Origin of the sequence: Lysinibacillus halotolerans, assembly GCF_003711845.1 — a bacterium.
In the GTDB taxonomy this organism is placed as follows: domain Bacteria; phylum Bacillota; class Bacilli; order Bacillales_A; family Planococcaceae; genus Ureibacillus; species Ureibacillus halotolerans.
Map to the genome: position 1 here is coordinate 1 of NZ_RHLQ01000004.1, position 20760 is coordinate 20760.

At 39.5% G+C, this 20760-nt stretch carries 19 protein-coding genes and 1 other RNA gene; 1 reads left to right on the forward strand and 19 read right to left on the reverse strand.

Going from position 1 to position 20760, the window contains the following annotated elements:
• Nucleotides 1-142: 142 nt before the first annotated feature.
• From EC501_RS02895 to secG, 7 genes are all read right to left on the reverse strand, one after another.
• Nucleotides 143-724 (reverse strand): Fic/DOC family protein, encoded by a 582-nt coding sequence (locus EC501_RS02895; RefSeq protein WP_122970794.1) that lies wholly within the window; start codon nt 722-724, stop codon nt 143-145.
• Nucleotides 711-884 (reverse strand): Zn-dependent hydrolase, encoded by a 174-nt coding sequence (locus EC501_RS02900; RefSeq protein ID WP_122970795.1) that lies wholly within the window; start codon nt 882-884, stop codon nt 711-713. The genes EC501_RS02895 and EC501_RS02900 overlap by 14 nt, the downstream gene beginning before the upstream one ends.
• Nucleotides 885-968: 84 nt before the next feature.
• Nucleotides 969-1323, reverse strand: a transfer-messenger RNA (tmRNA) gene (gene ssrA / locus EC501_RS02905).
• Between the two features lie 381 nt (nt 1324-1704).
• Nucleotides 1705-2172, reverse strand: a complete 468-nt coding sequence (smpB, locus tag EC501_RS02910; protein ID WP_122970796.1) for an SsrA-binding protein SmpB — start codon at nt 2170-2172, stop codon at nt 1705-1707.
• A gap of 99 nt (nt 2173-2271) precedes the next feature.
• Complete coding sequence (gene rnr / locus EC501_RS02915; RefSeq protein WP_122970797.1) at nt 2272-4641, reverse strand: ribonuclease R; 2370 nt, start codon at nt 4639-4641, stop codon at nt 2272-2274.
• A 48-nt stretch (nt 4642-4689) separates the two neighbouring features.
• Nucleotides 4690-5436, reverse strand: a complete 747-nt coding sequence (locus tag EC501_RS02920) for an alpha/beta hydrolase (RefSeq protein ID WP_122970798.1) — start codon at nt 5434-5436, stop codon at nt 4690-4692.
• A gap of 163 nt (nt 5437-5599) precedes the next feature.
• Entirely contained in the window at nt 5600-5827 is a 228-nt protein-coding gene (secG, locus tag EC501_RS02925) for a preprotein translocase subunit SecG (RefSeq protein WP_122970799.1), read from the reverse strand.
• 352 nt (nt 5828-6179) lie between these two features.
• Between secG and EC501_RS02930 the strand changes: the two genes are divergently transcribed.
• Nucleotides 6180-7133, forward strand: coding sequence for a bile acid:sodium symporter family protein (locus tag EC501_RS02930; RefSeq protein ID WP_122970800.1), 954 nt, complete (start codon nt 6180-6182; stop codon nt 7131-7133).
• A gap of 42 nt (nt 7134-7175) precedes the next feature.
• On the opposite strand, the gene EC501_RS02935 is transcribed toward EC501_RS02930, so the two are convergent.
• The 12 genes from EC501_RS02935 to tpiA form a co-directional block, all read right to left on the reverse strand.
• Nucleotides 7176-8117, reverse strand: coding sequence for a DMT family transporter (locus EC501_RS02935; RefSeq protein WP_122970801.1), 942 nt, complete (start codon nt 8115-8117; stop codon nt 7176-7178).
• Nucleotides 8118-8335: 218 nt separating this feature from the next.
• Entirely contained in the window at nt 8336-9874 is a 1539-nt protein-coding gene (locus EC501_RS02940) for an acyl-CoA carboxylase subunit beta (RefSeq protein ID WP_122970802.1), read from the reverse strand.
• 20 nt (nt 9875-9894) lie between these two features.
• Nucleotides 9895-10674, reverse strand: a complete 780-nt coding sequence (locus EC501_RS02945; protein ID WP_122970803.1) for an enoyl-CoA hydratase — start codon at nt 10672-10674, stop codon at nt 9895-9897.
• 4 nt (nt 10675-10678) lie between these two features.
• The gene (locus EC501_RS02950) at nt 10679-11584 is read right to left on the reverse strand and encodes a hydroxymethylglutaryl-CoA lyase (protein ID WP_122970804.1); all 906 of its coding nucleotides are present in this window, start codon (nt 11582-11584) and stop codon (nt 10679-10681) included.
• A 12-nt stretch (nt 11585-11596) separates the two neighbouring features.
• Nucleotides 11597-11809 carry an acetyl-CoA carboxylase biotin carboxyl carrier protein subunit gene (locus EC501_RS02955; RefSeq protein ID WP_122970805.1) on the reverse strand — a complete coding sequence of 71 codons (213 nt, stop codon included), beginning with the start codon at nt 11807-11809 and terminating at the stop codon, nt 11597-11599.
• Between the two features lie 61 nt (nt 11810-11870).
• Nucleotides 11871-13232 carry an acetyl-CoA carboxylase biotin carboxylase subunit gene (locus tag EC501_RS02960; protein ID WP_122970806.1) on the reverse strand — a complete coding sequence of 454 codons (1362 nt, stop codon included), beginning with the start codon at nt 13230-13232 and terminating at the stop codon, nt 11871-11873.
• 15 nt (nt 13233-13247) lie between these two features.
• Entirely contained in the window at nt 13248-14882 is a 1635-nt protein-coding gene (locus EC501_RS02965; protein ID WP_122970807.1) for an AMP-binding protein, read from the reverse strand.
• A gap of 32 nt (nt 14883-14914) precedes the next feature.
• The gene (locus EC501_RS02970; protein WP_122970808.1) at nt 14915-16057 is read right to left on the reverse strand and encodes an acyl-CoA dehydrogenase; all 1143 of its coding nucleotides are present in this window, start codon (nt 16055-16057) and stop codon (nt 14915-14917) included.
• Nucleotides 16058-16123: 66 nt separating this feature from the next.
• Entirely contained in the window at nt 16124-16765 is a 642-nt protein-coding gene (locus EC501_RS02975; protein ID WP_122970809.1) for a TetR/AcrR family transcriptional regulator, read from the reverse strand.
• Between the two features lie 308 nt (nt 16766-17073).
• Nucleotides 17074-18366: a phosphopyruvate hydratase gene (gene eno / locus EC501_RS02980; protein WP_122970810.1), complete on the reverse strand. Its 1293-nt coding sequence runs from the start codon at nt 18364-18366 to the stop codon at nt 17074-17076.
• 64 nt (nt 18367-18430) lie between these two features.
• Nucleotides 18431-19963, reverse strand: a complete 1533-nt coding sequence (gene gpmI / locus EC501_RS02985; protein WP_122970811.1) for a 2,3-bisphosphoglycerate-independent phosphoglycerate mutase — start codon at nt 19961-19963, stop codon at nt 18431-18433.
• Nucleotides 19956-20717 carry a triose-phosphate isomerase gene (tpiA, locus tag EC501_RS02990; protein WP_122970812.1) on the reverse strand — a complete coding sequence of 254 codons (762 nt, stop codon included), beginning with the start codon at nt 20715-20717 and terminating at the stop codon, nt 19956-19958. Before tpiA ends, gpmI begins: the two co-directional genes overlap by 8 nt.
• Nucleotides 20718-20760: the final 43 nt, after the last annotated feature.

Genomic DNA, 20760 nt, shown 5'->3' on the forward strand with positions numbered 1-20760 from the left:
TAAAAATTCTCCCGTTCATAAATAGTATGTTAAGTATAACGGGGTAGTTCATTGAAGAAAATAGAAAAACCCCGAATAGGTCCACTTTTTTTAAAGTGTCCACTATTCGGGGTTCAGTTCACATACGGTACAAAATCCTTTATTATTCATTCAATTTTTCTAGTGAATTATAGATAATTTGTTCAAGCTTTGAATAATTATATTTGGATTCAATCATTGCTTGTATATATTCTTCTTTTTGCATCTGATTGTAATGCCAAATATACCCTTTTGCTTGAGCCAAATTTTGTATGAATATCCGAAGGGTACGACCATTACCCTCTCGAAATGGATGTAGCATGTTTAATTCTGCTATGTAGTAGGCTAATCGTTTTGCCGCTATCTGAGTGGTCATCCAATCCGATTCATTTTCTAGCTGCTGGAAAATTTCATTAGCCATTGATTCTATGAACTGAAACTGACAGAATCTTGTACTACCCTTTGTTAATTGGACATTACGTATCTTGCCTGCAAATGTATAAATATCTTGAAATAAATGGTGGTGTAGTTTAACTAAATCATTAAAAGTAAACCCTTGTACTTTATATAGTCCTTGCTCCAATTGAAATGAACGAATGAAAAAGGCGTATTGCTCGATTTTCTCAAGTTCATCTAAATTTTTGACTTTATGAACACTCTGAGAAAGTAAATAAGTTTCATCTTCATCAAAATTATATTTTCCCATTATTCAACACATCTCTAATTAGTTTCGGTGTTATCGGTTGGCCAGAATTCACCACTTCCATTGCCTTTTTGGCAATTATAGGGTCTATAGTGAAATTTTCCAAAGTTAAATTTTTTTCAACTCGTTTATATTCTAAAGAATTTACAGTGATTTTTTTCATTCTTGCTACACCCCACCGATTAAAAATTTTTATATAAAGAAAAAACAGCTTAGATCATTAATTAGACCAAGCTGCTATCATCTTCTATGGAGACGGCGGGAGTCGAACCCGCGTCCAGAAACTCCAATACTCAAGCTTCTACGCGTGTAGTTTGCCTACTTACAATTCGCGTGTCATTATGCCGACAAACAGGCGTCCTGCACGCTAGCTTGGAAATCTCTTGACGGTGACTCAAGCGGCACCACCGACCGTATCCCACTAAAGTTGAGCCCCACGTTCTCTACATGGGCGATAGAGAGGCGGAGCGCTACGAGACTAAGCTGCGTAAGCTAAATTTTGTTGTTTGCCAGTTATTATATAACTTCCGTTGATGACGGAGCCGAGACCTCCGACGCGCAGCTCAAGCTTGAACCATCCCTGTCGAATCCGTAACGTCCCCCTATTATAATAAGGAGATGTGTTTACACACATACGGGAAAAGGCAGTATAAGCTTGTGCCTTAATGCACTGGCAATTTGTATTCTTATTATAAGATAATTATAGCAAAACTTCAACACATCTCTTTATTCCTACAGTACCTTTATTAACCAAAGTCCTATAGAACTAGCGAATCTCTAAAACTGATTCCTCGCTTAAATGCTCGTTACAATTTCCGTTTTGCTTCCGTTCACTCCGCAGAAGAATGAGAACCAACTTTCGTACTCACTTTACCTTAGAATTGATTCTTCGCTTTAAACGCACGTTCCATTTCACGCTTTGCTTCCGTTCACTCTGTTAACTACGCAGAAGATTATGATTCATCTTTTGTAATCATTTTAACTTAGAATTGATTTTTTGCTTTAAATGCTCTTTCCATTTCACGCTTAGCTTCTTTTTTCTTCATGTCATCGCGCTTGTCGTAGTTTTTCTTACCTTTCCCTAGCCCGATTAATAGTTTGGCATAGCCGTCTTTAATGTACATTTTTAATGGAACAATTGTGTAACCATCTTGTTTTGTTAAGCCGATTAATTCATTAATTTGCTTTTTATGTAACAGCAATTTACGCACACGAAGTGGATCATGGTTAAAACGGTTTCCTTGATCATATGGACTAATATGCATATTAGAAATCCATGCTTCGCCGTTTCGAATACGCACGAAGGAATCCTTTAATTGGACTTTTCCTGCGCGGATGGCTTTAATTTCCGTTCCTTGCAACACCATTCCCGCTTCATACGTTTCTTCAATAAAGTAATCATGGCCTGCTTTTTTATTTTGTGCTAATACTTTCCCAGTTCCTTTTGCCATAAAAGGACACCTCCCAATCTACCAATACCAACAAAGTATACTATCTTTTTAAACAAAATAACGTCCAAGTGCAAGCTTTCGCTTACACTTGGGCGATGTTTATCGTCTTTTTGATTTTTTCTTTTTCGATTTTTTCGCAACGCCTTCGTAAAACTTTTGTTTTTGTTTTACTTTACGTCCGCCTGAAGCTTTTTCATCTTTCCCTCGTCCAGCGCCACCTTTTTCGTTGCGCTCCTTTTTACCAGGGCGATTACTTCGGCCTTCTCCATCGGCTTTTCTTCCTGCATGAATAACTTTTGGTGCACTTTTTCGCGTTCTGCCACCATAAGATTTCACCATATCGACGATTTCGAAGTCAACCGATGACTCTTCTATAATAACATTGGATACGCGAACCTTCACTTCATCCCCAATACGGAATTGGCGGTTCGTATGCTCGCCAATCATCATCATCGAACGTTCATCGAAATGATAATAATCGTCGGTCATATTGCTAATGTGGACAAGTCCTTCAATCGTATTTGGTAACTCGACGAAAATACCAAAGTTCGTAATGGAAGAAACAATCCCTTCAAACTCTTCGCCAATTTTATCGGACATGAATTGTGCTTTTTTCAATGCATCCGTATCACGCTCTGCATCGACTGCACGGCGTTCCCGTTCGGAAGTATGATCCGCAATTTCATCCATTACTTGTGCCCATTTGAAAGTAGTTTCCTTCGATACATCCCCTTCAACTAAATACGTACGGATTAAGCGGTGAACGATTAAGTCCGGATAACGTCGGATTGGTGATGTGAAATGGGTATAGAAATCCGTCGATAAACCGAAGTGACCAATCGATTCTGGATAATATTTCGCCTGTTGCATCGAACGTAATAACATTGTTGAAATAACCGGCTCTTCTGGCATTCCTTCAATTGCCGTAATAATATCTTGTAACGCTTTTGGATGAACCGAATTTCCTGTTCCTTTAACAACTAAACCGAAATTCGTGACGAATTCAAAGAAGCGTTGTAATTTTTCTGGTTTTGGATCTTCGTGAATCCGATATAAAAACGGCACTTGCATCCAATGGAAATGTTCGGCAACTGTCTCATTCGCTGCTAACATGAACTCTTCGATTAACCGTTCAGATACTGTGCGCTCACGAATAACGATATCCGTAGGCCAGCCATCTTCATCTACTAGCACTTTCGACTCTTTAAAATCAAAGTCAATCGCACCGCGCTCCATTCGTTTGTTCCGTAAAATGGCAGCGAGATCTTTCATATCTTGAAACATCGGCACAAGCTTTTCATATCGTTTAATTAGCTCTTCGTCTTCTTCTTCCAAAATTTTATACACATCGGAATAAGTCATTCGTTCCGTCGTTTTAATGACACTTTGGAAAATTTCATGTTCAATGACTTGTCCGTTTTGGTCAATAATCATTTCACAAGACAAAGTTAAACGATCCACTTGCGGATTCAATGAACAAATACCATTGGATAATCGGTGAGGAATCATTGGAATCACTCGGTCTGTTAAATAAACACTCGTTGCCCGTTCATAAGCTTCCGTATCGATAATGGAACCTTCTGTTACGTAATAACTAACGTCGGCAATATGAACGCCTAGTTTATACGTACCATCTTCCAACTTCGTAACGGTTACAGCATCGTCCAAGTCTTTTGCATCGGCGCCGTCAATCGTCACAATCGTTTCGTTCCGTAAATCACGACGACCGACTAAATCCGCCTCCGTAATTTCATCTGGCACTTCTCCAGCAGCCTCTACTACTTCTGGTGGAAACTCAGGTGGAATGCCATGTTTATAAAGAATCGATAAAATATCGACACCTGGATCATTTTTATGACCTAAAATTTTCGTAACCATTCCTGTTGCCGATTTAATATCATCTGGCCAATTCGTAATTTCCACAACGACTTTATGGCCATCTACAGCCCCCAAGGAATCCTCTTTCGTTACGAAAATATCCATGTTTAACTTTTTATCATCTGTTACGACAAAACCAAAGCCTCTGTTTGCTTGATATGTACCAACAAATGTCGTTTTACTACGTTCAATTACTTTTGTAACGGTACCTTCTCTTCTGTCTCCCGATGATTCTTTTAATACACGAATTAAGACGATATCTCCGTTTAATGCGCCATTGACTTCATGGGGTGGAATAAAAATATCATCCATGCCTTCTTCATCTGGCGTCACGAAACCGAAGCCTTTTGCATGACCGATGAATTTCCCTCGAAGTAAGTTCATCCGTTCTGGCAATCCGTAACGATTTGAACGGGAACGTACGATTAACCCTTCATCTTCCATGCGGACAAGCATTTTCACTAGCTCTTTAAATTCGTCCGCATCTTCTAATTCAAGCAGCTCTTCCAGTTCATCCACCTTTAGTGGTTTATAATCATCTTGCTTCATTAACTGTAATAGACGCTCTTGTAATTCATTACTTTGTGTCATATAATTTCCCTCCTTTTTGCAATACTAAATACAATGCTGGGTTTACGGTTAGTCTTCCCAATCCAGTGATTGTAAAAATTCATAAACCGTTTCGTGTAGCAACGCTTTTTCTTTATCTAATGTAATAACGTGCCCTGAATGCTCAAACCATTTGATTTCTTTTCTTAAGGATTCCACTTCATCATAAATAATATGAGCAGAATTCGGGTCAATAATTTCATCATTTTTTGATTGTACGACGAGAATCGGTGCATAAACCATATCTAACTCAGATCGAACACTTTCGACAAGTTGTTTTAGTTCCGATAACGACGGCATTCCCTGTTGACGAATCGATTCTACTTCCTGTTCGATGACTGCTTCGTCTTTTCCTTCAAAACGTTTAAAGTCGCCAGCATATTTTAAAACGCCATCAAACATTTTTTCCGTTGTTCTCATGACCATTGGCGAACACATCGTTACAATTCCCTTCACAGGTGTTGATAAACTTAATTTTAATGAAAAGACGCCACCTAATGATAAACCGACGACAGCGATTTTTTCGTAGCCTGCCTCTTTTAATGTGTTATATCCTTTTACAACATCTTGCCACCAATCCTCTGGCGATGTTTCGATTAACTGTTCAGGTGGTACGCCGTGACCTTTATAATGGGGAGCATGGCTTGTATAACCTTTCTTTTCTAAAAACCTTCCGAGCATCCGAACGTCTGAAGAACTGCCTGTAAAACCGTGTAATAATAGTACGGCCCGTTCCCCTGCTTTAAAGAAAAATGGTTTTATTTCAGCATTACGCATATGAAATCCTCCAAAAAATAGTTACGTATACATATTCTGTACATCTCATATTATAAATTAAAACGCCTAACCATTCTCGGTTAGGCGTTGGATAATGTAAATTAAATTCATTTATTTCTAATAGGATTGGCGAAAATTTCACCATTTAATCATGTACAATCGATTAAATTTTCACAATCACTAAAGCTAAAATGAAAAACAATACGGCAAGAACAATCGTTATTCTATGTAAAATTAAATCCATTCCTCTTGCTTTTTGTTTACCGAAAAGTTGCTCAGCTCCACCCGAGATGGCACCTGATAAGCCTGTACTTTTACCTGATTGTAGTAATACGATCACGATTAAAGCAACGCTTACGATAATCAATAATGTTAGTAACAAAGTATGCATAACTCCACCTCCTGAAATAGAAACTTCACAACATAGTCAGTATAGCAAAATTCCACTAAAGATACAATATTCAGACGGAAAATGGTTGGTATAATTTAGTATTCAATAGAAATCTTTCAAAACGGTGTTAGTTTTAATTTGAATGTAAATCTATGAAATTAGGATGATGCCGCCTTTATTCATATTAAGAAAACGCTTTACTGATTTCTATCATTTTTTCTCTTTTATTCTACATTTTTATACTTTTTTTCTCACTTAACGACAATTATTCTTATTTTTCAGAATTTTATTGTAATTATGAAAATATTCTTTTAGAATGATACCCATTCAATAGAAAAGGGGTAACACGAATATGAACGCTTTACAAAAAATTGGGAAATTTGCCGGAAATACTTTTGCCCTTTGGGTTTTAGTAGCTGCCGGATTAGCCCTTTGGATGCCAAATAATTTTACATGGCTTGGTAATTATATAACGCCATTACTCGGCATTGTCATGTTTGGGATGGGGATGACGTTAAAAGTTGAAGATTTTAAACTCATTATGAAAGAACCAAAAGGGGTATTAATTGGGATTGTGTCCCAGTTCGTTATTATGCCATCCTTAGCTTTTGCTTTAGCCAAACTATTCCAACTACAACCGGAAGTTGCCGTTGGAGTCATTTTAGTCGGTTGTTGTCCTGGAGGTACATCTTCCAACGTTATGACGTTCTTATCGAAAGGAAATACGGCCTTATCTGTTACGATTACTTCCTTTACAACATTATTAGCACCATTAGTCACACCTGCTTTAATTTATTTACTCGCTAGTGAATGGTTACCGGTATCATTCTCAGCTATGTTTATGTCGGTTGTACAAGTTGTCTTAATTCCGATTATTTTAGGGATTATTGCTCAATTCGTCTTTAAACCACTTGTGGCAAAAAGTGTAGACATTTTACCGACTGTTTCGGTTATTGCGATTGTATTAATTGTTGCTGCTGTCGTAAGTGGTAGCCGCGACAAAATTTTAGAAACGGGGCTACTTATTTTCGCAGTAGTCATTCTCCATAACGGGCTTGGTTATTTATTTGGCTATTTAATTGGGAAACTATTCAAAATGAAATATGAAGATAAAAAAGCGATTTCCATCGAAGTGGGAATGCAAAATTCCGGTTTAGGCGCCCAATTAGCTATGGCCCACTTTAATCCGGTTTCTGCCGTACCGAGTGCCATCTTTAGTTTCTGGCACAACATTTCCGGACCAATTTTAGCCACTTATTGGAGTTCGAGGGCTTCGAAAATGGCGAAGGAAGAAGAAAATAAATAACTAAACACAATGAAAGGGTGGATACAATCTCCACCCTTTTTGTTATGACGATGATGTGGCCTTTTCACTAAAAGTTTCGGCGACGTTCTGTTGTTTTCGTTTTTTCAACCATTCCTCTACTCCACCGGTGCCAATTAAAACACCGATCACAATAAGGAAACATCCGATAATTTGAGAAACATGAATTTCTTCCCCTAAAATAAGGACAGATGCGATTAAAGCGAAAATCGTACTTAAATTATTAAAAATGGCCGTTTCGGCAGTACCGATCCGTTTAATCATCGAATTAAATAAACTGTGTCCCACAGCTGTGGCAAATACAGCAGAAAATAAAAAGATTCCCCATAAAGTTATATCAATTTCGGCAAAACGGATAAATCCTTTCGGCGTCATCACGAAAGTAAATAAAACGAGTAACAGGGAGCCGATTGTTAACATATAGGCCGTTACAACAAGGGGCGGTATCGTTAACGTAATACGACGAATGATAAAAAAACTAAAAGCTTGAACAATAATGGAAGCTAATACATAAAAATCACCCGTAACAAGATTCGTGACAGCTGACATGTCATCGACTACTGCGACCATAATGCCGATAAACCCTATCACAAATCCAATGAAACGCAACACCGTTAGTGAAGTCGACCTTGTCGCTACAGCGATAATCGCGGTAATTAACGGTGCTAAACCTAATATAAGCGAGGATTTGATGGCAGTCGTTTCGAATAATCCAGTCGCTAACAATGAATGGTGAGCAATGACCCCTAGTAAACTCGCTAATAAAAGAAACTTCCACGGCATTTCTTTATAAATCATTTTCTTTTTCATCACGAGTAAAATAAGAAACAACGTTATTCCAGCAATGAAGATACGTGTTCCTTGCATAACCAACGGAGGGATTTCTACAAGGAGCAATTTTAACAGGGATACATTAATCCCCCAAAGAAACATCGTTAACACCATAATTGAATAAACTTTAAGCACAGTACTCCCCCTTTTGAATAGAGGTTTCCCTCTTTGACCATTTGTGGTTCCGGTTCCACCATATTAGGGACTTTGAAGCACCTTTCTCTCCCCTAACAAGATTATAATATAATCATAGCGTTATTCGAACCGGAATTTGTAGAAAAGTCAGAAAGATTGCGAATAAAAAAAGGCTGTTAGCAGAAAGTATGACGACTTTCTGAAACAGCTTTTTAAATTTATACTGGGCTTACTCCGTGTTTGCGCTCGGAGAATAGTAAATATTTTGACATATAAGCTTGTAATCTTGTTGTCAACGCTTCTCGTAATTGGTTCGGTTCAATGACATCGTCAATAATTAATTCGGAAGCAAGACGATAGACATCGATTTCTTCTTTATATTCATCTCGTTTTTCTTGGATAAAGGCCGCTTGTTCTTCCTTCGGTAATTGGGCAATTTTATTCGCGTATACAGCATTAACAGCTGCCTCTGGTCCCATGACAGCAATTTGTGCTGTTGTTAAGGCGATACAGCAATCTGGTTCAAATGCCGGACCTGCCATTGCATAAAGGCCTGCACCGTATGCTTTCCGTACAATGACCGTCATTTTCGGTACGGTCGCCTCACTCATGGCAAAAATCATTTTTGCCCCGTGACGAATAATGCCCGCTTTTTCAACTTGTGTACCAATCATAAAGCCTGGTACATCTGCTAAAAAGACGAGTGGAATATGGAAGGCATCACATAAATTAATAAATTTCGCTGCTTTATCGGCTGAATCGTGGAATAATACGCCACCTTTTACACGAGGCTGGTTCGCGATAATTCCAACAACTTGCCCATCCATTCGAGCTAGACCCGTAATCATTTCCGCCGCGAATAATTTCTTCACTTCACAAAATGAACCTTCGTCAATTATGCGATCGATGACATCGTACATATTAAAAGGAACATTTTGATTTTCCGGGATAATGTCTGCGATTGATTTTTCAAAATCAGCCGGACGCTTCGGTTCTGCCACTGCTGTTTTTTCCCGATAATTGTTTGGGAAGTAGCTTAAATAGTTACGAGCATAGTCGATTGCTTCTTGCTCCGTTTTCGCTAACACATCGCCACAACCGGAAATGGAACAGTGCATTTTTGCGCCGCCCATCGTTTCTAAGTCTACTTTCTCTCCGATAACCATCTCCGCCATACGAGGGGATCCTAAATACATCGATGCATTTCCTTCGACCATGACGACAATATCACAAAAGGCTGGGATGTACGCCCCACCAGCAGCTGAAGGACCGAATAATAAGCAAATTTGCGGGATTTTCCCAGATAATTTTACTTGATTATAAAAAATGCGCCCAGCTCCTCTTCTTCCAGGGAACATTTCAATTTGATCGGTAATCCGTGCCCCTGCAGAATCGACTAAATAAATAAGAGGACAGGCTAACTTTTCAGCCGTTTCTTGAATACGAATAATTTTTTCGACTGTTCGTTTTCCCCAAGAACCCGCTTTTACCGTGGAGTCATTAGCCATGACACAAACGGTACGTCCATGAATTTTCCCAATACCTGTTACAACTCCATCGGCTGGTAAATCCCCTGCCATACAGTTTGCAAAGGCGCCGTCTTCCACTTGTAAATCATCATCAAACAATAATCTTAATCTATCTCGAACAAATAATTTTCCTTGTTCTGCATTTTTTTCATGGTATTTTTGTTGACCACCTTGGTGAATCGTTTCTTTTAATTGGCCATGTCTATTTTCGATAATAATATCGCTCATATCCGTTCCCCCTTGCTTAGTTATTTTCCCGTATATTTTGGTTGACGTTTTTCTTGGAACGCCAATAATCCTTCTAATCGATCTTCTGTATGGAGTAATCGATCATAGGCTAAAGATTCAATTTGTAATCCGGTCATTAAATCGACTTCCAGCCCTTTATTAATCGCTGTTTTTGCTTGAATCAGTGAAAGAGGGGCATTTTTCCCCATCTCTAAAGCAAGTTGTATCGCTTTATCCATTAATTGTTCGTGCTCTACCACATGTTCCACTAATCCGATTTCGTAAGCTTCCTTCGCATCGATTCTTCTAGCTGTATAAATGAGTTCCTTTGCTTTTCCAATTCCAATTAATCGAGGTAAACGTTGTGTTCCCCCTGCTCCAGGAATAATGCCGAGGGATGTTTCCGTTAAGCCCATTTTCACGTGGCTTGCCGCAATGCGCAAATCACAAGCTAAAGCCAGTTCCAAACCGCCACCGAAGGCAACACCATTTAACACAGCGATGACTGGTTGGGGTAATGCTTCCACTTGGTTAACGGTACTGCCAATTAAGGATACGACTTCTTTTACTTGCTGCTCATTCATCCCTTTTCGCTCTTTTAAATCTGCACCCGCGCAAAATGCTTTCTCTCCATCCCCGGTTAATAACACGACACGAATTTGAGGGTTGTAATGAATTTCATGTAACGTCTCCTGTAATTCCGTAAGTAATTGAACCGACATCGCATTGGCCGCTTCTTTTCGATTTAACGTAACGATTCCAATGCCATGTTCAATCGTTTTTAATTGAACGAGCGTCATCTGCTTACCCCCTTTCCTTTCTAGCAATCTCCATTTGCTTTGATACTAGATTTCTTCCTATTTTTTGTTCGATGAAAAATCCGGCATTTATAATTGATTCCATTTGTACCCCTGTTTGAATGCCCATTTCCGAAAGTAAATAAAGCACATCTTCTGTAGCCACATTTCCCGTTGCTCCCTTTGCATATGGGCATCCACCAAGTCCACCGACAGAACTATCAAAGGTCGTGATCCCCATTTCAAGGGATTTCACAATGTTGGCAATGGCCGTTCCTCGCGTATCATGAAAATGCATCGCAAAGAGGCTTGGAGAATAATGGTTGAATAAAAGAGTTAATAGTTGTTCCACTTGTGTTGGGACCGCAACACCAATCGTATCCCCTAAGGAAACTTCCGTTACCCCCATTTCTAAAAGGGCATCCACGACTCTTAACACTTTTTCCGGTGCAATTGGCCCTTCAAAAGGACATCCGATAACCGTCGAAACATAACCTCGAACGGTTAAATTTGCTTTTTTCGCTTCTTCCACGACTTCCTTTAACACGGGAAACGTCTCATCGATCGTTTTATTAATATTGCTTTGATTATGACTTTCACTTGCTGACATAAAGACACTTGCCTCATCGATTCCTACTTCAAGGGCACGCATGAGCCCTCGGATATTCGGGATAAGGGCTGCATATGTAACGTCCTTTTGACGTTTAATCGACTTTAACACTTCCCCAGCATCTGCCAGTTGGGGAATCCATTTTGGATGGACGAAGGATGAGACTTCAATATAGTTCAATCCCGATTCACTTAACTGATCAATCCATTGAATTTTATCCTTCGTTTCAATTACACCTTTTTCATTTTGTAACCCATCCCTAGGTCCTACTTCTTTAAGAACGACGTTTTGAGGAAGGTTCATCCGTAACCCTCCCTATTCCAGTTCTAAAATATCATCATCGACATTAATAAAATCGCCTTCTTGGGCAAGGATTTTTTTCACTTTCCCGTCTACTTCAGCTGTAATCGGAATTTCCATTTTCATCGATTCTAAAATGGCCACATCTTGCCCTGCTTTTACTTCTTCCCCTTCCGTCACGATGATTTTCCAAACTGTACCTGCCATACTTGCTTTTACTGTTGTCATAAATAATCCCTCCAAATTTTTCATATTAAGGCTTCTAAGTTTTCCTAGAAGCCTGTAATCGTTAATTCTTTACGTTCTGTATTTGCGGTAAATAATAATCATTTACAAAACTTGTCGTCGTCATCCCGTCAATAAATGGTTGCTTTTGAACGACTTCTAACAGCATTGGGATATTCGTTTCAATCCCTGTTACTTTATACTGTTGCAATGCATCTGTTAGTCGCCTTACCGCGATTTCTCTCGTCTCGGCCCAGACAACTAACTTTGCAATCATTGGATCATAGAAAGGTGTGACGGCTGAGCCTGATTCAACCGCTATTTCATGACGAATGCCTTCCCCTTCCGGAAGCTGTAATTCTGTAATCGTTCCCGGCGATGGGAAGAAGGTTTTCGGATTTTCCGCATAAATACGCACTTCAATGGCATGACCGTGTTTCTTAATGGATTCCCGCGTAAAGGTTAACGGAGCACCATTGGCAACATGTATTTGCCATTCGACTAAATCTAGTTTTGTAATTTCTTCCGTTACGGGATGTTCCACTTGTAATCTCGTATTCATTTCTAAGAAATAGAAGTTTTCGTCCCCATCGACTAAAAACTCAATCGTTCCCGCATTTGTATAGCCGATATGTTTTGCCGCCTGTACCGCCGCATCCAGCATTTTCTCTCTAGTCGAAGTAGAGATAAATGGTGATGGCGCCTCTTCAACAACCTTCTGATTGCGTCGTTGTACAGAACATTCCCGCTCAAAAAGGGGCACGACATTGCCATGGCTATCGGCGATAATTTGAACTTCCACATGGTGAGGATTTTCAATCAGTTTTTCGATATACATCGTGCCGTCTCCGAAAAATGATTCCGCCCTTTTTTTATTTCCTTCAAAGGCTTTTTCCAATTCCTCTTCCCGATCGATTCGTTGCATCCCGATGCCGCCACCACCAGCAGAAGCCTTCAACATAATCGGAAATCCAATTTTATTTGCAATCTCCTTCGCTTCTTCGATGTTTTCTAACGGCACATCGATTCCTTCGATAATTGGAACCCCTGCCTTTTGCATCGTTTTCCGCGCTTCCAATTTACTGCCCATTGAAGCAATGACTTCAGCATTCGGACCAATAAAGCGAATGCCTTCTTCTTCACAACGTTTTGCAAATTGGGCGTTTTCTGATAACAAGCCATATCCAGGATGAATCGCATCAGCCTTCGTTTCCTTTGCCACTTCTATGATTTTTTCGATATTTAAATAGCTTAAAGCAACAGGCGGTTTCCCAATTTCAAAAGCTTCATCTGCTTCTTTCACATGAAGGGCGTTGGCATCTGCTTCTGAATAAACGGCAACTGTTTGAATGTTCATCTTTTGACACGTTCGAATAATTCTTCGTGCAATTTCACCACGATTGGCAATTAAAATTTTCGAAATCATTCGCTTCACCTCTCATTATTTAACAAGTTCAGTAAACTGCTCTCTTAGCTTATATTTTTGTATTTTTCCGGAAGCTGTCATTGGATAGCTATCGATAAAGAGAATGTATTTCGGAATTTTATGTTTGGAAATTTTATTATGACAATAATCCCGAATCTCTTCTTCCGTCGCTGTTTCACCTGGACGTAAAATAATGAAGGCAGCTGCTTCTTCACCATATTTTTCATCTGGAACCCCGACCACTTGCACGTCTAAAATTTTTGGCAATGTATAAAGAAACTCTTCAATTTCACGCGGATAAATATTTTCTCCACCACGAATAATCATGTCCTTTAGACGACCGGTAATACGGACGTAACCATTTTCATCCATTGTGGCAATATCCCCTGTATGCAACCAATTATCGGCATCGATTGCTTCCTCCGTTGCATCCGGATTGTTATAGTATCCTTTCATTACATGGTAGCCGCGAGTACAAAGCTCGCCTTGTGTATTCGGAGGCACTTCTTCATTCGTAATCGGATCTACAATTTTCACTTCAACATTTGGCAATGCTCGACCGACCGTTTCCACTTTTAAGTCAAATGGATCATCTGCCCTTGTTTGGGTAATCACAGGTGAAGATTCCGTTTGACCGTAGCAGATTGTGACATCCTTCATGCCCATTTTTTGAATAACCGCTTTCATCACTTCGACTGGGCAATTGGAGCCTGCCATTACCCCTGTACGTAACGATGACAGGTCATAATCCGAAAAATTCGGTAAATTCAATTCACTAATGAACATCGTTGGTACACCATGCAGTGCAGTACATTTTTCCTTTTCCACCGTTTGTAAAACGACTTCCGGATTGTACTCTTGAACAGGCACCATTGTTCCACCACAACTAACAATGGCTAATGTTCCAATAACACAACCGAAACAATGGAAGAAAGGTACCGGAATACATAGACGGTCTTCATTCGTTAATTTCATACATTCGGCAATGTTCACTGCATTATTAATTAAATTCGAGTGGGTTAACATAACCCCCTTCGGAAAACCTGTTGTTCCGGAAGTGTACTGAATATTAATGACATCCTCATAATGGAGGCTCGCTTTTCGCTCTGCTAGCTGCTCATCCGAAATAAGCGATGCGGCATTTAAAATGTCTGACCAATTGTAAACACCATCGTAGGAATGATCCCCTAATACAATGACATTTTTTAATTTCGGTAACCGTTTTGATTCCAGCTCCCCTGGTTTACAATGGGCTAGTTCCGGACATAGTTCATAAATCGTATCAATGAAACGATGATCTTTTAGCTGTTCGATTAAAATGAGGGTTGTCGAATCCGATTGTTTTAGCAAATACTCCAGTTCCGTCGAACGATAATTCGTATTCACCGTCACGAGGGGTGCCCCCATTTTTCCAGTACCAAACTGAAGGCTTACCCATTCCGGTGTATTTGTTGTCCAAACGGCGATATGTTCCCCTTTTTCAATGCCTAATGCCATCAAGCCTTTTGCCACTTGATCACAAAGGGCGTCCAACTCTTTATACGTCAATCGTAAATCCCGGTCAGCATAAACAAGTGCTTCATCATTCGGATAGAGCCGTGCTTTTTCTTCTAATAACTGACCAATCGTTTGATAAACTAAATCTGCCATTAAACTCCTCCTCACCGTTCCTATTTCATATGCTAGCAACCTATTAATCTTGAAATGACAAGACGTTGAATTTCGGACGTTCCTTCCCCGATTTCCATTAGTTTAATATCCCGTAAATGACGTTCCACATCGTATTCTTTCATATAGCCATATCCGCCATGGATTTGAATCGCTTGGTTACAAACTCTAAAGCCCATTTCAGAGGCAAATAATTTCGCCATTGCCGCTTCTTTTCCAAATGGTTTTTTATTGTCTTTTAACCATGCTGCTTTATAAACTAAATTTCGCGCGAGTTCAATTTCCATCGCCATATCTGCTAATTTAAATTGAATCGCTTGGAATTTTGAAATGGACGTTCCAAATTGCTCTCTTTCCTTTGCGTATTGCAATGCCTTTTCGTAGGCAGCTTGAGCAATCCCAACGGATAATGCCGCAATGGAAATACGACCACCGTCTAACGTACTTAAAAATTGACTAAACCCTCGTTTTTCGTCACCTAACACATTTTCCTTCGGTACCCGTACATTTTCGAGTACAATTTCACATGTGTTGGAAGCACGAACCCCCATTTTGTCGTAATTACAATTAATTTTGACACCTGGCGTTTCTGTCGGAACAATAATCGATGTAATAATTTTTTTGCCGTCTTCTCTTTCTCCCGTAACCGCTGTGACGATTACTTGTCGAGCGTATCCAGCATTCGTAATCCAACATTTTTCGCCGTTAATGACATATTCGTCGCCTTCCAATACCGCCTTTGTTCTAGTTCCCCCTGCGTCCGATCCAGCATTTGGCTCCGTTAAACCAAAGGAACCTAATGCTTTCCCTTGCGCCATCGGTACTAACCATTCTTGTTTTTGTTCCTCTGTACCGAAGTAATAAATTGGCGAGGCTCCTAAACTAATAGCCGCAGCATAACTTAATCCTGTGCCGCCACACGCTTTTCCGATTTCCTCTACCGCAATTGCGTAGGAAATCGTATCTCCACCAGAACCGCCATATTCCTCAGGAAATGGAATACCTAATAAGCCGAGCTCTCCCATTTTTTTAAAGCTTTCTACACGAAAAGAAGATGTTTCGTCTAATTTTCGTGCGTACGGTGCAATTTCCTTTTCTGCAAATTCCCGTACCATGTCTCGTATCATTAATTGTTCTTTTGTTAATTCAAAATTCATCCTTTTCTCCCCCTAATACCGACTAGTCGGTTTCAGCATTGTAAAAAAATAGACCGACTAGTTGGTTTATTTATTTGATACCCCTGTTGCCATGTTCAACTCGTTTAACTTACGTGCTTCTTGAAATCCTTGTTCCGTTGCTAACGAATGGAAGATCAAATCTTTAAAGATGTCTGTAATTTGTTCCATCGTTAACGGACCATCGGATTTATACCATTTGTACGTCCAGTTAATCATCCCGATAATGGACAATGCCGCGATGTTCGTTGGAATTTCCCTTCGAAAGTCACCGCCTTCTTGCCCCTCTTTGATAACGCTTTCAATTATTTTGCGATAACGGTCTCGTTTGTCATTAATAACCATTTTATACGCATCTTGTAAATAAGCACTTTCCTCGTAAAAAACCGTTATATACGGTTTATACAGATCAAATACTTTTACGAAAGATTGCAATATACCGCTTAACCGGGTGATTGGCGTGGCATTTAGATTATATGATTCCTGTGCCTTTTCAATGACATAGGAAATAAAGACATCATGAATTTCATAAAGTAATTCATCCTTTGATTTAAAATTGTGGTAAAACCCTCCCTTTGAAGTACCAGCTTGTTCCACAATTTGATCTACAGTAACGCCATGGTACCCCTTCTCTTGAAATAACAATAATGAACTTTCCAATATTCGTTGCCTCAATGGTTTCTTATGCATTTGAAATCTACCCTTCTTATCGTTTTATCACTCCACATTCCCCTCACAATTGCATTATTTTTCTCTAATATGTTTATATTCTCTACATTATGAAAATATGACAAAAAAATAAAAAATATTTTTTAATTTTTATAAAGGTAGAAAGATAATAGAAAACAGTTGGCGAAAAACGTTGAATGACGAAGGTTTAAGCGGATTTTTGAAGGTTTAGGCAATGAAGTGATAGATAAAATAGTAGGAATAAAAACTATAAAATTCTTTGAACGATAAAAAAATGCTGGCGTCTTTAAAAGACACCAGCATGTTCATTATTTTAAGTTGTAGAAAGATTTTAATCCAAGGAATTGAGCTGTTACACCAAGTTGGTCTTCAATACGAAGAAGTTGGTTGTATTTCGCTACACGGTCTGTACGGGACGGAGCACCTGTTTTAATTTGACCTGCATTTGTTGCAACGGCAATATCTGCAATTGTAGCGTCTTCTGATTCACCAGAGCGGTGAGAAATAACTGCTGTATAACCAGCGCGTTTTGCCATTTCAATCGCATCAAATGTTTCTGTTAACGTACCGATTTGGTTTACTTTAATAAGGATAGAATTTCCTACTCCTTGTTCAATACCTTGCGCTAATTTTTTTGTATTTGTAACAAATAAATCGTCCCCAACTAGTTGAACACGGTTGCCGATACGTTCTGTTAATAATTTATGACCTTTCCAGTCATTTTCATCTAAACCATCTTCAATAGAAATGATTGGGTATTTTGAAGTTAACTCTTCATACCATTCCACCATTTCTTCAGATGTTTTCACAACACCTTCACCAGCTAAATGGTATTTCCCATCTTCTTTATTGAAAAGTTCAGAAGATGCTACGTCCATTGCTAAACGTACTTCTTCTCCTGGTTTGTAACCAGCTTTTTCAATTGCTTCTAAAATAACTGTAATTGCTTCTTCATTTGAACCTAAGTTTGGCGCAAATCCACCTTCGTCACCAACAGCTGTATTGTAACCTTTGTCTTTTAATACCGCTTTTAAGCTATGGAAAATTTCAGCACCGATTCGAAGGGCATGACGGAAACTTTCTGCACCTACAGGCATCACCATGAATTCTTGAATGTCCACATTGTTATCGGCATGGGCACCACCATTTAAAATGTTCATCATAGGTACTGGCAGTTGTTTTGCATTGACGCCGCCAAGGTATTGATATAAAGGAACATCTAAGTAGTCTGCAGCAGCGTGGGCAACCGCTAAAGATACACCAAGGATTGCGTTCGCACCTAATTTCCCTTTATTTTCAGTACCGTCAAGTTCGATTAAAGCTTTGTCGATCACAACTTGATCAAGAACAGAGTAATTACCTTCTAACTCTTCCGCGATAATTGTATTAACGTTTTCTACTGCTTTTAATACACCTTTACCAAGATAACGAGATTTGTCACCGTCGCGTAATTCAACTGCTTCATATTCTCCTGTGGAAGCACCAGATGGCACGATCGCACGACCAAAGGCACCTGATTCAGTAAATACTTCTACCTCAATTGTTGGGTTACCACGGGAATCTAAAACTTCTCGAGCATAAACTTGTGTAATAAATGGCATAATCAATTCTCCTCACTTAATCAATTTGATCTCGGCAAGAAACTTTGCCGGATAGTGTGACTGCTTACTGAATAAAGTCAAATAGTGGTTTACCTGTCATTTCTTGTGGTTGTTTGATACCTAACAATTTTAACATAGTTGGAGCTAGGTCGGCTAAAATGCCTCCATCTCTAATCACTATATTTTGTTTTGTGACAATAACCGGTACAGGATTTGTTGTATGGGCTGTCATCGGTTCTCCTTCAATCGTCACGACTTCATCGGAATTACCGTGGTCAGCCGTAATAATTGCCGCTCCACCTTTAGCTAGTATTGCGTCAACTACTTTTCCTAAACATTCATCCACTGCTTCAATTGCTTTAATCGTCGGTTCAAGCATACCGCTATGGCCGACCATATCTGGATTTGCATAGTTTAAAATAATCGCATCAAACTTATCAATGGACTCTAATAAGGCATCTGTTACTTCATATGCACTCATTTCTGGTTTTAAATCATATGTAGCAACCTTAGGGGAGGCGATTAAAATTCTTTCCTCTCCTGGGAATTTTTCTTCCCTTCCCCCACTCATAAAGAATGTGACATGGGGATATTTTTCAGTTTCTGCAATACGAAGCTGCGTTAAACCTTCCCTTGCAATGACTTCACCGACAGTATTGACTAGATCTACATTTTCAAACGCTACATCTGCCTTTACATCGTGACTATAGTGGGTAAACGTAACGAATTTTAAATTTGTCGGATGTTTCTCAGATAATTTAAAGCCGATAAATTGATCGTTCGTAAACACTGTTGATAACTGAATCGCCCGGTCCGGTCTAAAATTGAAAAATACGACCGCATCGTTTGTATCAACAGTAGCAACCGGTTTTCCTTCTTCCGTAATGACAAAAGGAATAACAAACTCGTCTACGACATCACGGGAATAGGATGATTCCACGCCGATTTTAGCCGATACGGCCGTTTGACCGATGCCATCTACTAATGCGTTATACGTTAATTGAACCCGTTCCCAACGTTTGTCTCTATCCATTGCATAATAGCGGCCATGAATAGAAGCAAATTTTCCGACACCAATTTCATTCATTTGCTTTTCTGTTTCTTCGATATACTCAATGGCTGTAGTTGGTCCTACATCCCGGCCATCTAAGAAACCATGAACGTACACTTCTTCTAAACCATTGGCCTTTGCTAATTTTAATAAAGCAAATAAATGCTCATAGTGACTATGAACGCCACCATCAGAAAGAAGTCCCATTAAATGTAGTTTCGAATTATTCGCTTTTGCATGTTCGACCGCAGCTAAAAATTTTTCGTTTTTATAAAAGTCACCTTCACGGATTGATTTATGGATTCTCGTTAAACTTTGATATACGATTCGGCCCGCACCGATGTTTAAGTGACCTACTTCAGAATTTCCCATTTGACCATCCGGTAAACCGACAGCTTCCCCACTAGCTGTTAATGTTGAGTGGGGAAATTGGGACCAGTATCGATCAAAATTCGGTTTTTTACTTTGAGCGACCGCATTTCCGAAGGTCTCATCGCGAAATGCGAAACCGTCTAAAATAATTAATGCAACTGGTTGTTTAGGCATTGACTGCCGCCTCCAATAATTTTAAATAAGAATCTACTTTTAAGCTTGCTCCACCAACAAGGGCTCCATCGATATGTTCCTTCGATAATAATTCATCAATGTTTTCTGGTTTTACACTACCACCATATTGAATGCGAATACTTTCCGCAGCTTCTTGGCCGTATAACCCTTCAACGACTTCACGAATTTTACCGCAAACATGATTCGCATCATCTGCTGTTGCAGTTTTCCCTGTGCCAATTGCCCAAATTGGTTCATATGCAATGACCATATGTTTTACTTCTTCAGGAGTAAAGCCTTCAAGGGCAGCGGTAACTTGTGTCGAAACTTTCTCTTCTGTTTGACCAGACTCTCGCTCTTCCAACGTTTCTCCGCAACAAATAATCGGTACAATCCCGTTGATTAATGCTGCTCGAACTTTTTTATTTACCGCTTCATCCGTTTCGTTGAAATACTCACGACGTTCGGAATGCCCTAAAATGACGTAGTCTACATTAATGGATGCTAGTTGGGAAGGACTAATTTCCCCTGTAAAAGCACCTTCATTTTCAAAATGCATGTTTTGGGCACCGATTGCTAAATCCGTTTCCGTTGCTACATCAACTAACGTTGGTAAATAAAGAGCTGGAGCACAAATTACTGCATCTACTTTGTCTTCAGAAGGAACTTGTTCACGTACTGCCTCTGCGAATTCCACTGCCTCATCAAAACTTTTATACATTTTCCAGTTCCCTGCGATGATCGGTTTGCGCATGAAAATGCCTCCTTAAATTTCCGCTCTGGCGACTACTTTTAAT